Raw genomic sequence first — 14,337 nt, forward strand, 5'->3', positions numbered from 1 at the left:
GTCTCCCGATGTGATCGATCAAATGGGAACGTGCACACACGTGGTCGGCGGTGCGAGCCCAACATAACCGCACAGCAACAACCATTGACAAGTGTCCGGGATGTTTCTCTACTGTGAACGCTCACAGAAGCATGGCAGGTCTCCGCAGCAGGCGGAGACCCCAGGTCAGGGGAGATTCCATGCCGTACACGAAGCGCCGCCGCCTGGTGACGTCCGCCGTCGCCGTCGCACTCGGCGCCACCGCCCTCGCCGCCTGCGGCTCGTCCGACGACGACAGCGACGCCCGGTCGGGCCCGGTCTCGCTGACGTACTGGACCTGGACGCCCGGCATGGACAAGGTCGTCGACCTGTGGAACAAGGGCCCGGGCAAGAAGGAGCAGATCACCGTCACGGTGAAGAAGCAGGCGTCCGGCGACACCCTGGTCACCAAGATCCTCACCGCGCACAAGGCCGGCAAGGCGCCCGACCTGGTCCAGGCCGAGTACCAGGCGTTGCCGACCCTGGTCAGCAACGACGCGCTCGCCGACATATCGGGCGAGGTCGGCGACGAGAAAGGCCGGTTCGCCGAGGGCGTGTGGCAGCAGACCACGCTGGGCACGGACGCCGTCTACGCCGTCCCCCAGGACATCGGGCCGATGATGTTCTACTACCGCGAGGACCTGTTCAAGAAGTACGAGCTGAAGGTCCCGGCCACCTGGGAGGAGTTCGCCGAGACGGCGCGCAAGCTGAAGAAGGCGGCCCCGGACAAGGACCTCACCACCTTCTCCGCCAACGACTCCGGCCTCTTCGCGGGCCTCGCCCAGCAGGCCGGCGCGCGGTGGTGGACGACCGAGGGCCAGAAGTGGAAGGTCGGCATCGACGACGCGGCGACGAAGAAGGTCGCCGAGTTCTGGGGCGGCCTCGTCAAGGAGGGCGCCGTCGACAACCAGCCCATGTACACCCCGGCCTGGAACAAGGCGCTCAACACCGGCAAGCAGATCGCCTGGGTCAGCGCCGTGTGGGCGCCCGGCACCCTGACCACGGCCGCGCCCGACACCAAGGGCAAGTGGGCCATGGCCCCGCTCCCCCAGTGGTCCGACAGCGAGAACCGCACCGGCAGCTGGGGCGGCTCCTCCACCGGTGTGACCACCGACTCGAAGCACAAGGACGCCGCCGCGAAGTTCGCCGCCTGGCTGAACACCGACCGCGACGCCCTGAACGCCCTGGCCAAGGAGGGAGGCATCTACCCGGCCTCCACCTCCGCCCAGCTCAGCGGCGCCTTCACCAACCCGCCGGCGTACTTCTCCAACCAGCCGGACTTCTACACCAAGGCCGCCGAGATCGCGAAGACGACGGCGCCCTCCGCCTGGGGGCCGAACGTCAACGCCGCCTACACGACCTTCAAGGACGCGTTCGCCGCCGCCGCCAAGAACAAGTCGGACTTCACCGACGCCCTCGCCACCATGCAGGAGGAGACGGTGGCCGACCTGAAGAAGCAGGGCTTCGAGGTCGCTCAGTGACCAGCACGACGGCACGCCGGAGGTCGCACGGGGTCAAGGGCGCCCCCTATGCCTTCCTGGTCCCCGCGAGCGCCCTGTTCCTGCTCTTCTTCGCGCTGCCCATCGGGTACGCGGTCTATCTCAGCTTCCGCAAGGTGGAGGTGTCCGGACTCGGCCTCGGCGCCGGAGCGCGCGACGAGGTCTGGGCCGGCTTCCAGAACTACACCGACGCCCTGGGCGACAGCGAGCTGCTGGACGGCGCGCTGCGCGTCCTCGGCTACGGCTGCCTCGTCGTGCCGGTGATGCTGGGCCTCGCCCTGCTGTTCGCGCTGATGCTCGACTCCGACAAGGTGCGCTTCACCCCGTTCACCCGGCTCGCGATCTTCCTGCCGTACGCCATCCCCGGGGTGGTGGCGGCGCTGCTGTGGGGCTTCCTGTACCTGCCGGACGTCAGCCCGTTCTACTTCGTGCTCGACCGGCTCGGCCTGCCGCAGCCCGACCTGCTGGACGGCGGTCCGCTCTACCTCGCCCTGTCGAACATCGCGGTCTGGGGCGGCACCGGCTTCAACATGATCGTCATCTACACCTCGCTGCAGGCCATTCCCGCCGAGGTGTACGAGGCGGCGAAGCTGGACGGCGCCTCCCCGCTGCAGATCGCGCTGCGGATCAAGATCCCGATGGTGGCGCCGTCGCTGGTGCTGACCTTCTTCTTCTCGATCATCGCCACGCTCCAGGTGTTCAACGAGCCGACCACCCTCAAACCGCTCACCAACTCCGTTTCCACGACGTGGAGTCCGCTGATGAAGGTGCACCAGGACGCCTTCGGCAAGGGCGACATCTACGCCGCCGCGGCCCAGGCGGCCATCATCGCCCTCGTCACCCTGGTGCTGTCCTTCGGGTTCCTGCGGGCGGCGAACCGGCGCAACAAGCAGGAGGCAGCCCGATGAGTTCCCTCGCCGTCCGCAAGGCACAGCCGGCGGCGGGCACCACGCCCGGCACCGCGCAGGGGCCGCCACTGCGCCGCCGCATCGCGCTGGTCCCGACGCTCACACTGCTGCTCGGTGCCGTCTACTGCCTGCTGCCGGTGGCGTGGGTGGTGATCGCTGCCACCAAGTCGGGCAGCGAACTGTTCTCCACCTTCACCTTCCTGCCGGGCACCGGCTTCGCCGACAACGTGAGCGACCTGAACGCCTACCGCGACGGCGTCTACTGGCAGTGGATGGCCAACTCGGCGCTCTACGCCGGTCTCGGCGCCCTGCTGTCCACGGTCGTGTCGGCGTTCAGCGGCTACGCGCTGGCGGTCTACCGCTTCCGCGGCCGGGAGACGCTGTTCAACGTGCTCCTGGCGGGAGTGCTGATGCCGCCGGTGATCCTCGCGGTCCCGCAGTACCTGCTGCTGGCGAAGGCGGACCTCACGGACTCCTACCTGGCCGTGCTGCTCCCGCAGATCCTCTCCCCCTACGGTGTCTACCTGGCGCGGATCTACGCGTCGGCGGCCGTGCCCGCCGACGTGGTGGAGGCCGGGCGGATGGACGGGGCGGGCGAGTGGCGCATCTTCACCCGGGTCGCGCTGCCGATGATGGTGCCGGGGCTGGTGACGGTGTTCCTCTTCCAGTTCGTGGCCGTGTGGAACAACTTCCTGCTGCCGTACATCATGCTGAGCGACGACGAGAAGTTCCCCATCACGCTCGGTCTGTACACGCTGCTGGAGCAGGGCGCCAACACGCCGGCGCTCTACACCCTGGTGATCACCGGTGCCTTCCTCGCGGTGATTCCGCTGGTCGCCCTCTTCCTGGTGGTCCAGCGGTTCTGGAGCCTCGATCTGCTCTCCGGAGCCGTAAAGTCATGACCATGAGCAACACGGGGGGCCGGCGCCGACCGCCGACGATCCACGACGTGGCCCGCGAGGCAGGCGTCTCGCGGGGCACGGTCTCACGGGTGCTCAACGGAGGGCACTACGTCAGCCCGGCCGCGCAGGAGGCCGTCAACGCGGCCATCCGCAAGACGGGTTACGTCGTCAACCGGCACGCGCGGTCGCTGATCACCGGCCGTTCGGACTCGGTGGGCTTCCTGCTCACGGAGCCGCAGGAGCGGTTCTTCGAAGACCCCAACTTCAACGTCCTGCTGCGTGGTTGCACCCAGGCCTTGGCCGCGCACGACGTGCCGCTGCTGCTGATGCTCGCCGGGACGAAGGACGAACGGCGGCGCATAGCGCGCTACATCACGGCGGGGCACGTCGACGGCGTGCTGCTGGTCTCCAGCCGCTCCGGGGACCCGGTCGCCGAGGAACTGCGTGCGGCCGGCGTGCCGCTGGTCGCGTGCGGCAAGCCGATCGGGCTGGGCTCGAAGGTGAGTTACGTGGCGGCCGACGACCGGGACGGCGCCCGCGACATGGTCCGGCACCTGTTGTCGCTGGGGCGGCGGCGGGTGGGGGTGGTCACCGGTCCGCTGGACACGCCGGGCGGTGTGGAGCGTCTCGCCGGCTACAAGGAGGTGCTCGCCGAGGCGGGCGTCGCCTTCGACGAGCGGCTCGTGGTCTCCGGCGACTACAGCCGGGCCAGCGGCGAGGCGGGCGCCGAGCGGCTGCTGGCCCGGGCCCCCGACGCGGACGCCGTGTTCGTGGCTTCCGACCTGATGGCCCAAGGCGTACTGGCGGCGTTGCAGCGGGCCGGGCGGCGGGTGCCGGAGGACGTGGCCGTGGGCGGTTTCGACGACTCGCCCGCCGCCGTCGCCGCCAGCCCCGAGCTGACCACCATCCGCCAGCCGTGGGACCGGATCAGCGCGGAGATGGTCCGGGTGCTGCTGGCCCAGATCGGCGGGGAGGACCCGGCGACGGTGATCCTGCCGACGGAGCTGGTGAAGCGGGAGTCGGCATAGCGGTCGAAGCGGCCGGGCGCGGGCGGCGGGCGGACGGCGTTCGTTGCACGCGCACTAGTTGCACGATCAATGAACGCGCCCCTCGGTGTTACCGTGCACGTATGGCAGTCATGACGGCCGGCGCGCGGCTCGAGGAACGCTGGCGGAGCATCCTCTCGGTGCACGCGCGCACGATGTGCGAGATCGACCGTGCGCTGCACCTGCACGGTCTGGGCGCGAGCGACTTCGAGGTGCTCGACATCCTCGCGGCCGAGGGGCCCGAGGAGGGCGCCCAGTGCCGGGTGCAGAACCTGGTCGGCAGGGTCCACCTGAGTCAGAGCGCCCTGTCCCGGCTCATCGCCCGCCTGGAGAAGGACGGGCTGGTGGAGCGCTCCATGTGCGCGGAGGACCGGCGCGGCGTGTGGGTCGCCCTGACCCGCAGGGGCCGCGACCTGCACGCCGAGGTGCTGCCCCTGCAGCGGGCCGTGCTGGCCCGCATGCTGGGCGACGACCAGCCGTGGTCAGGGGCGGGCCAGGAGGGTGCGCACGCCGTCGGAGGTGAGGGTGAGCCGGTGCTCCGAGCCGGCGTCGATGGACAGTGACAGGTCGTCGGCCGGCCACTGCGCGGCGAGTGCGCCCAGCGGCACCATGCGGTAGCGGGAGACGTACGGCAGCAGGCCGGCCATCTCCAGCTCCGAGGTGAACACGGGCACCACCTGCCGGCCCCCCTGCTGCTCCAGTACCGGCAGGGCCAGCACGCCGGGGTCGGCGGCGTCCTGCTCGTTCGCGTCGTCGGGCACCGGGACGAGTACGTCGCTGCTCGCGAGCGTGTCGAGCGCCGCCGTGTCCTCGGTGTTCTCGGCGAGCGCGTCCAGCGCGCGCTGGGCGGGCGAGACGGTGTTGTCGTTCGCGGGTGTTTCCATGGCAGATCCCTGGTAGCGGCGGTGGTGGGCCCGCCCCGCCGATCGGCACGGGGCGGCCTCGGGGAGGTCCAGCCCCGCGTACCCGATCGTCCGGGGCGCAATCCTGTCCGGGGTGTGAGGGGTGGGGCTCCCGGGGTTACCCGGGAGGCCCGGAAGCCGAGCCGCGGACCGGGAGAAGTGCTCATGTCCCACACCACCAGCGCCCGAGCAGTGGTCGACGCCGTCAAGGACGTCGACTTCCCCGCGGGCAAGGACGAACTGATCCAGGCGGCGCGCAGGGCGGGTGCTTCGCCCGACGCCGTCGCCGCGCTGCGCGGCATACCGCGCGAGAGCTACGCCAACCGTGACGAGGTGGCCCGGTCGGTCCGCGTGGACCCCGCCTCCGACCTCGGCACCTCCTCCGCGCGACGCGCCGAGCAGGTGCGCGCCGGCGGCAGGCCGGGCCAGTCGCAGCATCTGCGCGAGGTACCCGAGCCGCCCGTGGAGGAGGAGCTGGACCGGGACCGCTGACGACGCGGGAGCGCCCCCTTTTCGCGCCCCGGCGGCCTTTCCGCGCCCCGGCGGCCTCTCCGCGCTCCGGCGCCTTCCCCGCGCCTCGGCGCCCCGTCTCCACCCCGCAACCTTTCGGTCGATCCGCTCGTCCCACCCGACAAGGCAACATGCACACCCCCAGGGGACACGATGCGACGAAGCAGAGCGGCATGGGTGGCGGTCGTCCTCGCGGGCACCGCCTTGGGCACGACCACGGTCGCGGCCGACGCGGCCCCGGTCACCGACGCACGAAGCACCGTGGGGCACGCCGCGGCGAGCGGCACGGCGTGCCCCACCGGCTGGGGCAGCCTCGGCAAGACCCGTGACGCGGGGACGACGACGCCGGTGAAGGACGTCAGAACCGGCCGCCACGCGTGCTTCGACCGGCTGGTCGTCGACGTGCCCGGCGCGCGCGCCGGCCGTCTCGGCTACTTCGTCCGGTACGTCGACCTGCTGCACCAGGACGGCTCCGGCCGGCCGATCGCGGTCGGTGGCGGGGCCGTCCTGGAGGTCCGGGTCGCCGCGCCCGGGTACCAGCCCGAGACCGGCGACTCCACCTATCCCGGCCGGACCGGCCGGCCTCTGCCGGGTGTGGACCTCACCGGGTACCGCACCTTCCGGGACACACGGTTCGCCGGCAGCTTCGAGGGGGAGACGCAGCTCGGGCTCGGGGTGCGCGCCCGGTTGCCCTTCCGGGTGCTGGCGCAGGACGGCCGCGTCGTGGTGGACGTCGCCCACTCCTGGAGCGGCACGCGCTGAGACGCGGGGCGCAGGCGCTGACGCCGCGCAGGCGCTGACGTCGCGCCGGCGGGGCCCCGCCGGCGCGGCCCGCTGCATCGGGGCCACCATCGGCGTCGGGCACCCGAGGGGGCGGGGAGCCTTCACGCGGCACGACGACGTCCGCGACCACAGCGCGGCGGCCATCCCTCCGTGCCGCGGCCCACGCTCGGCACCGGGGCGCGTGCGCCGGCCGTGGTCGCGCTCGCTCGGCTCGCCGTCCGGCCCTGGGTGTGAACCGATCATCTGATCAGGCGGGGGCCCACTTGATCGTTCAAACGGGCGGTGGGGTTAGCATATGAGCGCCGCCTAGCTCGAAAGATAGAGACGTGACTGTCAACGACGACTCGTTCACCAACTGGAAGAACCGCGAAGAGATCGCGGAATCGATGATCCCGATGATCGGGAAGCTGCACCGGGAGCAGGACGTCACGATCCTGCTGCACAGCCGTTCCCTGGTGAACAAGTCGGTGGTCAGCATCCTCAAGACCCACCGCTTCGCCCGCCAGATCGCCGGCGCGGAGCTGTCGGTCACCGAGACGATGCCCTTCCTGCGGGCCCTCACCACGCTGGACCTCGGCCCCTCCCAGATCGACATCGGCATGCTCGCCGCGACCTACAAGGACGACGACCGCGGGCTCACGGTGGAGGAGTTCACCGCCGAGGCCGTCGCCGGGGCCACGGGCGCCAACAAGATCGACCGCCGCGAGCCCCGCGACGTCGTCCTCTACGGCTTCGGCCGCATCGGCCGGCTCGTCGCCCGCCTGCTCATCGAGAAGGCCGGCTCGGGCAACGGGCTGCGGCTGCGCGCCATCGTCGTCCGCGGTGGCGGCGAGCAGGATCTCGTCAAGCGCGCCTCGCTGCTGCGCCGCGACTCCGTGCACGGCCAGTTCCAGGGCACGATCACCGTGGACGAGGACACCAGCACGATCCTCGCCAACGGCAACGCGATCAAGGTGATCCACGCCGACGACCCGGCACAGGTCGACTACACGGCGTACGGCATCAAGAACGCCATCCTCATCGACAACACCGGCAAGTGGCGCGACCGCGAGGGGCTGTCGAAGCACCTGCGGCCCGGCATCGACAAGGTCGTCCTGACCGCGCCGGGCAAGGGCGACGTCCCGAACATCGTGCACGGCGTCAACCACGACACCGTCAAGCCGGACGAGCGGATCCTGTCCTGTGCCTCCTGCACCACCAACGCGATCGTCCCGCCACTGAAGGCCATGGCGGACGAGTACGGGGTGCTGCGCGGCCACGTGGAGACCGTCCACTCGTTCACCAACGACCAGAACCTGCTGGACAATTACCACAAGTCGGACCGTCGTGGCCGGTCGGCGCCGCTGAACATGGTCATCACCGAGACCGGTGCCGCCTCGGCCGTCGCCAAGGCGCTCCCCGACCTCAAGGCGAGGATCACCGGCAGCTCGATCCGCGTCCCGGTGCCGGACGTGTCGATCGCGATCCTCAATCTGCAGCTCGCCCGCGAGACCACCCGCGAGGACGTGCTCGAACACCTCCGTGAGGTGTCGCTGACCTCGCCGCTCAAGCGCCAGATCGACTTCATCAGCGCCCCCGACGCGGTCTCCAGCGACTTCATCGGCTCGCGCCACGCCTCGATCGTCGACGCCGGCGCGCTCAAGGTCGAGGGTGACAACGCGATCCTCTACCTCTGGTACGACAACGAGTTCGGCTACTCCTGCCAGGTCGTCCGCGTCGTCCAGCACGTCTCCGGGGTGGAGTACCCGACGTACCCGGCCCCGGCGGTCTGATCCGGAGCACCGCGTACGCGCGGGGGACGACGGGGCGCCGCTCCCCCGTCGCCCCGCGCGTGTGCCGGGTCGGCGCAGCGCGTGGGAGGCGGCGCCCACCACGACGCCCTCGCGAGCGCCCCGGCGCCCGGGCCCGGTGTCGCGGGGCGGCGCGGCCATCGTCGGGGATGCGTCACCGCGACGCGTTCGGCGACGAGCCGCAGAATGGAGCCCATGAACGGACTGGTTCGGCGCTCGCCCTGGGGCGAGGTGCTGATCTGGTGCGTGGCGGTGCTGAGCCTGACCGTCCTGGCCGCGGCCGCCGTCGTGCGCAGCACCGTGCTCGATCCGAAGTTCTACGGGCAGGTGCTGGAGGACGACCGGGCCTACCAGCGGTTCTACGACGAGGTGCTGGTCGACCCGGACATCACGCCGCTGGCCCGCGACCTGCTGGCCCGGCTTCCCGTTCCGCAGTCGACCGTCACCTCGAACCTCAAGGTGGTGATCCCGCCGGAGGCGCTGCGGGCCATGGGGGACCGGCAGATCGCCGAGGTGGTCCGCTACCTGGAAGGTGACCGCGACCGGCTGCGGATCACGGTCGACCTCAAACCCGTCGTCGCCAACGTCGCGCGGCTCAGCCAGGCCTACTTCGGCGACGCCGTCGCCGCGCTGCAGCAGCGGTCCGAACCCGACTTCCGGGCCTTCGTGCAGCGCCTGTCCGAACTGGCGGCGCGGGTGGTGGCCGGCGAGGCTCCCCTCGAAGGCCTGCCGTCGCTGCCGCTCTCCCCCAGCCAGGCGGTCGCGGCCACGGACGCGCTGCTGCGTCTGGTGCCCGCGGACGCGCGGGCCGACCTGAGGCCCACCGTGCAGACCGCGCTGGACCGGGGTGACGTGGCCGCGGCGCTGGCCGCGGTCGCGCCGGTCGCCCTGACGGACCAGGTCCGGGCCGTCGCCGGGGAACTGCTGCGGGAGGCGGACGCAGGAACGTGGGTCTTCACCGTCGAGCTGGACCCCTCGCACGAGGCGTTGGCTCCGGTGGACCGCGCGCGTTCCGTCACCCGCCTCTTCCAGGAGGTGGTGGAACCGGCGGCCGCGGTGCTCTGCACGGCCGCGCTGCTCCTGCTGTGGTTCTCCACGCCCTCCCCCGCCAAGCGCCGGCTGATTCCCCTGGGCTGGGTGCCGGCCGCGGCCGCCTCGCTGCTGGCGCTGACCGTGCTCCTCCTGCGTCTCACGATGGGCGACGACCTCTTCCGTCCGCCGGCGTCATGGCCCCCGTCGGCGGCCGGTCTCCTCGGCGACCTCCAGGCCACCGCTGTCGACCGGCTCCTGACCACCGCGACCGTCGTCGCGGTGATCCTCCTCGCGGCCGGCGCCCTGCTGATCACCGTCGGGTGGGTCTGGCAGACCAGGCCCGGTGTGCCGGTTCTCACCGATCCCCGGCACGGCCCGGCCCTGACGCTCGCCGTCACGGCGTGCGCGCTCGTCGGCACCGTGGTGGCACCGGTGGCGATCACCGGCTCCGCGCCGCGCATCTGCCAGGGCAGCGCCGAGCTGTGCGACGCCCGCTACGACGAGATCGCCCAGCTCGCGGCGCACAACGCGATGGCCACGACGGCGGACCGGTTCATCGGCCCGCTGCAGGACCCCGACATCGTCGGCCAGCTCGACGCCGGGGTGCGGGTGCTGCTCCTGGACACGCACCGGTGGGAACGGCCCGAGGAGGTCGCGGACCGGCTGAGCACCTCGGACTTCTCCCCGGAACTGCGCCGGCGGCTCACCCGGATCCTGGAGCGGGTGAACCCTCCCCACCCGGGCCTGTGGCTGTGCCACTCGGTGTGCGGTGCCGGGGCCCTCGGACTGGATCCCACGCTGCGGCAGATCGGTGACTGGCTGCGCGCGAACCCCACGGAGGTGGTCACCCTGATCGTGCAGGACGGCGTCGGCCCGGCGGTGACCCGGAACGCCTTCGAGCGGGCCGGGCTCGGCGACCTGCTGTACGAGCCGGACCCGGACCCGGGCCGCCCGTGGCCGAAGCTCAAGGACATGATCGACAGCGGTCGGCGCCTGGTCGTCTTCGCGGAGAAGGCGGACGGACCGGCCCCCTGGTACCGCAACCTCTACCGGTACGGCATGGAGACGCCCTTCGCCTTCCGCAGCCCGGACGAGATGACCTGCCTGCCGAACCGGGGCGGCACGGACAAGCGGCTGTTCCTGATGAACCACTTCGTGACGGCCGGCGGCGGGGTGCGTCTGGACGCCGGTGTCGTCAACTCCCGTCGGCGGGTGCTGGAGCGGGCCCACGCCTGCGAGCGGCAGCGCGGCAGACCCGTCAACTTCGTCGCGGTGGACTACGCGACGATCGGCGACGCGCTCGGCGCCGTCCAGGCGCTCAACGCCGAACGCCTCCAGGACGAATCCCGCACCGCGCGGGGACGATCGCCGGACGGGCCGTCCGGTGCGCGGGGCGCGCACCGGTCCCCCGGGTGACCGTGGCCCGGCGCGCGACGGGCCCGCCCCGCGACACGGAGCTGGTCCGGGTCGCGGGGCGGGCGGGGGCGCTGCCGGCGGTCCGGGCCGGGCCGCCGGCCGACGTCACCGGTCGATCGTGAACCGGGAGCCCGGTTCGATCAGTACGTCGCCCTGGGCCGAGCCGGTGATCGTGACGTTCGTCAGGGTGGCGCTGCCGCGGGCGCCGCTCATCGCCAGGATGCCGGAGCCGTTGTTGGACTTGTCGATGCGGACGCCGGTGATCCTGACGCCCGGCATCGCTCCCCCTCCCGTCTTGAACTGGATGCCGTCGTAGGTCGAGTCGAGGATCTCGGTGTCCCGGATGGTCACGCCCGGGATGTCCTGCCCCTGCGCGAAGAGGGTGATGGCGCCGAACTCCTGCGCCTCGCCCCAGAACGCGCCGCCCGTCCGGTACAGGGCGTTGCCGGCGATGAGGGTCTGTCCGGAGAAGGGCAGCGGGTCGTGGTCGGTGGCGAGCATGATGCCCGGGTAGTTCATCGTGTCGGACACGACGTTGTTCTCGACGGTGTTGCCGTGGCCGCCGTAGACCGCGATGCCGTTGGCCCGCCAGGGCAGCTGGATCGTGTTGTTGCGGAAGTGGTTGTCGTGGCCGACGTCCACGGAGGTGTCCTTCACGTACTTGCTGGCCCACACCGCGAGCGAGTCGTCGCCGGTGTTGCGGAAGGAGGAGTTGTGGACGGTGGAGTTGCGGGTGCCGTTGGCGAAGTTGATGCCGTCGGCGTAGGTGTTGCGTACGCGCATGCCGCTGAACTCCAGGCCGTCACCGGGGCCCCACAGCTCGGGGATGTTCGCGTAGTCGCGGCCGGCCCAGACGCCGACGTTGGCGTGCTCGATCCACACGTTCGTGATCTTGGTGTTCTTGCCGAAGCGGCCGTTGAGCCCGACGCCGCCCTCGTGGTTTCCGTCTCCGCCGCGGATGGTGCCCGAGCCGAAGACGGCGATGTCGGAGATCTTGGTGTTGTCGTCGATGTCGAAGCCGAAGTTGCCCTCGTGCGGGTGGTTGATCCCGCCGGCCTCGTGCGGCGGGGTGAGGGTGTGGAGCTGGGAGTGCCACATGCCGGCGCCGCGGATGGTGACGTCGCGGATGCCGACCTGGTTGAACTGCCCGCGGTTGTGCGGGTCGTCGGTGAGGATCTTCTGCTCCTGGCGCCACTGTCCGGCCGGGATCCACACGCAGTCGATCCGGCCGTTCTGGTCGTCGGTGACGGCGCGCTGGAGGGCGTCGGTGTCGTCCAGTCCGTCGCCGGGGACGGCCCCGTACTCGGTGATCGAGGTGCAGTTCGCCGGCTTGGCCGCGGGGGGCGCGACCTGCTCCAGGTCGATCAGGTCGATGACGTAGAAGGCGGCCGAGTCGCCCGCGTCGCGCTGGAGTCGGAACGTGGTGCCCCGCGGGTAGGTCTTCGACAGCAGCGCGTGGGACTCGTCGAAGAGCCGCCGCGCGTCGCCGCCGGGCCGGTTGGTGAGCCCCTCGGGGTCGTCGGTGTTTCCGTACAGCCAGCTGTGCTTGGACGACAAGGTCAGCTTCTGCACGAAGTGGCCGTCGGCGTAGAGGCTGATCGTGGCCTGCGCTCCCCCGCCTCCGGGTGCGTCCGGGATCGAGTTGCGCACCACGACGGAGTTGGTGGGCGTGGTGGAGGTGAACTCGACGTACTGGCCGGTGGAGTCGAGCCGGACCGACTCGCGGCCGGAGGACTCGGTGGCGAAGTTGGTGTGGCCGAAGGTGCGCTTGGCGTCGCTGGTGAGCAGAGTGCCCTCGTAACGGCCGTCCTCCGCTTCGTACTCGGTGTACGGCACGGCGGCGCCGCGTCCGACGACGAGGGACTTGGCGAGCACGTTGTTGTTCTCGTCGGTCTCGGTGACGACGCCGGTGGCGTCCGCGGTGGCGGTGAGCGTGACACCGCCGCCGGTCGCCGTCCAGGTGCCGCTGACCGGGACGTTCACCGTGGCGCCGGGCGCCACCTGGCCGGTCGCGCCGTCCAGCGTGGTGGTGCCGGCCTGGATCCGGGTCACCGAGCCCGCCGCGGCGGCGCTGGTGCCGCGGTTGTGCACGGCGACGGTGAAGGAGACGGGCGCGCCGACGGCCGGGGTGGCCGGGGTGGTGGTGATGGAGCGCACCTCCAGGTCGGGGCCCGGGGTCCGCTCGACGACCAGTCGGTCCGTGGCGGTGCGGCTGTTGTTGGAGTCGTCCAGTTCGGCGACCGTGTCCCGCGGGTCGACCACGGCGGAGACCGCGTAGCTGCCGGCGGCGCGGGTGCCGGTGGAGACGGCGACCTCGGCGGACCGGCCGGGGTCGAGCGCGGGCACCGCCGCGCTGCCTGCGGCCGTCCCCTCCACGGTGACCTCGGTGGTCGTCGCGGCCGAGGGTGCGGTGCCGGCGTTGCGGATCGTGGCGTTCACGGTGACCGGGTCCCGCTCGGAGGGGGCGGCGGGTGTCCAGTCCAGGCCGGTGACCGTCAGGTCGGGTGCGGGCGCGGGGGTGCCCGTGACCTGGAACTCGGCGACCTGGCCGCCCGGGGCGCCGGTGTTGGAGAAGAACCTGAGGCGCACGTCGGCCACCCGGCCGGTGACGGGGATGGTCACCGAGTTGTCCGTGCCCGGGCTGAAGGCATAGGGGGCGCGGTCGCGCAGCGAGGTGAAGGTGCTCCCGCCCTGCTCGCGGCCGAGCACCTGGATGCTCTGGGTCCGCGCGGCCCAGACGGGGTCGGGGTTGAGCTTGACCACCACGGCGCTCACGTCCGCGTCGGCGCCGAGGTCGACGGTGAGGTCGGCGGGGTGGCCGGCCGCTTCCCAGTAGGTCGAGGTGGAGTCGTCGGTGGCGTTGGCCGCGACGTAGGAGTGCACCGACGAGGTGGCGACGGCCGGCTTGTTGCGGGCCAGGTTGGTGCCGGTGGGCGGTGGCCCGGTGTCCACGTCCTCGCCGTAGACCTCGAGTTCGGAGAGTTGCGCGGCGTTCCAGCCGGTGTTGCCGGTGACCTGGACGCGGACGTACCGCGCGTCGGAGGGGGTGGCCAGGTCGACGGCGACGGTGTTGGCCCGCGCCGGGTCGAACGCCCGTCCGGCCGAGGCGGCGAGCGTGCGGAAGGTGGAGCCGTCGGTGCTGCCCTGGAGGGAGAGGGTCTGGCTGCGGCTCTCCCAGCCGGCGGGCAGTTTGAGGACCACCCGCTCGACGTCGCGGGCCGCGCCGAGGTCGACCTGCACCCACTGGGGGAACGAGCCGGCCGGGCCCTCCCAGTAGGACGCCTGGGCGCCGTCGGTGGTGTTGGCGGCCGGGTACGCGCCGTGCGAGCCGCCTGCCGTGGCCGGGCGGCCGAGCGCGAGGTTGACGTCGGCGGCGGTCGCGGCCCGCGCGGTGGCGGCGAAGGGCAGCGGCAGTAGCCCGGCCGTCATCAGCCCGGCCACGACGGCGCCCGTCAGCGACCGTCGGCCGAGAGATCTCCATCTCATGGGGTCCTCTGTTCCGTGGGGGAGACGGGGAGCGCGACAGGCCGA

General features: G+C 71.7%; 11 protein-coding genes. 9 read left to right on the forward strand and 2 right to left on the reverse strand.

Annotation, left to right across the window (positions count from 1 at the left end):
• Nucleotides 1-179 precede the first annotated feature (179 nt).
• From KUM32_RS02635 to KUM32_RS02655, 5 genes are all read left to right on the forward strand, one after another.
• On the forward strand, nucleotides 180-1,499 hold the full coding sequence (locus tag KUM32_RS02635) for an ABC transporter substrate-binding protein (RefSeq protein WP_217140108.1): 1,320 nt from the start codon (nucleotides 180-182) through the stop codon (nucleotides 1,497-1,499).
• Nucleotides 1,496-2,425: a carbohydrate ABC transporter permease gene (locus KUM32_RS02640; RefSeq protein WP_217140109.1), complete on the forward strand. Its 930-nt coding sequence runs from the start codon at nucleotides 1,496-1,498 to the stop codon at nucleotides 2,423-2,425. The genes KUM32_RS02635 and KUM32_RS02640 overlap by 4 nt, the downstream gene beginning before the upstream one ends.
• Nucleotides 2,422-3,327 (forward strand): carbohydrate ABC transporter permease, encoded by a 906-nt coding sequence (locus KUM32_RS02645; protein WP_217140110.1) that lies wholly within the window; start codon nucleotides 2,422-2,424, stop codon nucleotides 3,325-3,327. Before KUM32_RS02640 ends, KUM32_RS02645 begins: the two co-directional genes overlap by 4 nt.
• Nucleotides 3,324-4,355 (forward strand): LacI family DNA-binding transcriptional regulator, encoded by a 1,032-nt coding sequence (locus tag KUM32_RS02650; protein WP_217140111.1) that lies wholly within the window; start codon nucleotides 3,324-3,326, stop codon nucleotides 4,353-4,355. Before KUM32_RS02645 ends, KUM32_RS02650 begins: the two co-directional genes overlap by 4 nt.
• Before the next feature lie 101 nt (nucleotides 4,356-4,456).
• Nucleotides 4,457-4,936 carry a MarR family winged helix-turn-helix transcriptional regulator gene (locus KUM32_RS02655; RefSeq protein ID WP_217140112.1) on the forward strand — a complete coding sequence of 160 codons (480 nt, stop codon included), beginning with the start codon at nucleotides 4,457-4,459 and terminating at the stop codon, nucleotides 4,934-4,936.
• On the opposite strand, the gene KUM32_RS02660 is transcribed toward KUM32_RS02655, so the two are convergent.
• Entirely contained in the window at nucleotides 4,856-5,257 is a 402-nt protein-coding gene (locus KUM32_RS02660; RefSeq protein WP_217140113.1) for an SseB family protein, read from the reverse strand. The genes KUM32_RS02655 and KUM32_RS02660 overlap by 81 nt on opposite strands.
• 183 nt (nucleotides 5,258-5,440) lie before the next feature.
• On the opposite strand from KUM32_RS02660, the gene KUM32_RS02665 reads away from it, so the two are divergent.
• From KUM32_RS02665 to KUM32_RS02680, 4 genes are all read left to right on the forward strand, one after another.
• The gene (locus KUM32_RS02665) at nucleotides 5,441-5,767 is read left to right on the forward strand and encodes a DUF2795 domain-containing protein (RefSeq protein WP_217140114.1); all 327 of its coding nucleotides are present in this window, start codon (nucleotides 5,441-5,443) and stop codon (nucleotides 5,765-5,767) included.
• A gap of 171 nt (nucleotides 5,768-5,938) precedes the next feature.
• Complete coding sequence (locus KUM32_RS02670) at nucleotides 5,939-6,547, forward strand: hypothetical protein (protein ID WP_217140115.1); 609 nt, start codon at nucleotides 5,939-5,941, stop codon at nucleotides 6,545-6,547.
• Between the two features lie 347 nt (nucleotides 6,548-6,894).
• Nucleotides 6,895-8,340, forward strand: a complete 1,446-nt coding sequence (locus tag KUM32_RS02675; RefSeq protein WP_217140116.1) for a glyceraldehyde-3-phosphate dehydrogenase — start codon at nucleotides 6,895-6,897, stop codon at nucleotides 8,338-8,340.
• Nucleotides 8,341-8,553: 213 nt separating this feature from the next.
• Nucleotides 8,554-10,806, forward strand: a complete 2,253-nt coding sequence (locus KUM32_RS02680) for a PI-PLC domain-containing protein (RefSeq protein ID WP_254404907.1) — start codon at nucleotides 8,554-8,556, stop codon at nucleotides 10,804-10,806.
• 105 nt (nucleotides 10,807-10,911) lie between these two features.
• Here the strand turns inward: KUM32_RS02680 and KUM32_RS02685 are convergent, their stop codons facing one another.
• Entirely contained in the window at nucleotides 10,912-14,292 is a 3,381-nt protein-coding gene (locus KUM32_RS02685; protein ID WP_217140117.1) for a CARDB domain-containing protein, read from the reverse strand.
• Between the last annotated feature and the right edge of the window lie 45 nt (nucleotides 14,293-14,337).

It is taken from the genome of Streptomyces sp. AC627_RSS907 (assembly GCF_019049165.1).

Coding starts and splice junctions, on each gene's coding strand:
- KUM32_RS02635 (WP_217140108.1), top strand. CDS start 180: ATGCCGTACACGAAGCGCCGCCGCCTGGTGACGTCCGCCGTCGCCGTC.
- KUM32_RS02645 (WP_217140110.1), top strand. CDS start 2,422: ATGAGTTCCCTCGCCGTCCGCAAGGCACAGCCGGCGGCGGGCACCACG.
- KUM32_RS02650 (WP_217140111.1), top strand. CDS start 3,324: ATGACCATGAGCAACACGGGGGGCCGGCGCCGACCGCCGACGATCCAC.
- KUM32_RS02655 (WP_217140112.1), top strand. CDS start 4,457: ATGGCAGTCATGACGGCCGGCGCGCGGCTCGAGGAACGCTGGCGGAGC.
- KUM32_RS02660 (WP_217140113.1), bottom strand. CDS start 5,257: ATGGAAACACCCGCGAACGACAACACCGTCTCGCCCGCCCAGCGCGCG.
- KUM32_RS02665 (WP_217140114.1), top strand. CDS start 5,441: ATGTCCCACACCACCAGCGCCCGAGCAGTGGTCGACGCCGTCAAGGAC.
- KUM32_RS02670 (WP_217140115.1), top strand. CDS start 5,939: ATGCGACGAAGCAGAGCGGCATGGGTGGCGGTCGTCCTCGCGGGCACC.
- KUM32_RS02680 (WP_254404907.1), top strand. CDS start 8,554: ATGAACGGACTGGTTCGGCGCTCGCCCTGGGGCGAGGTGCTGATCTGG.
- KUM32_RS02685 (WP_217140117.1), bottom strand. CDS start 14,292: ATGAGATGGAGATCTCTCGGCCGACGGTCGCTGACGGGCGCCGTCGTG.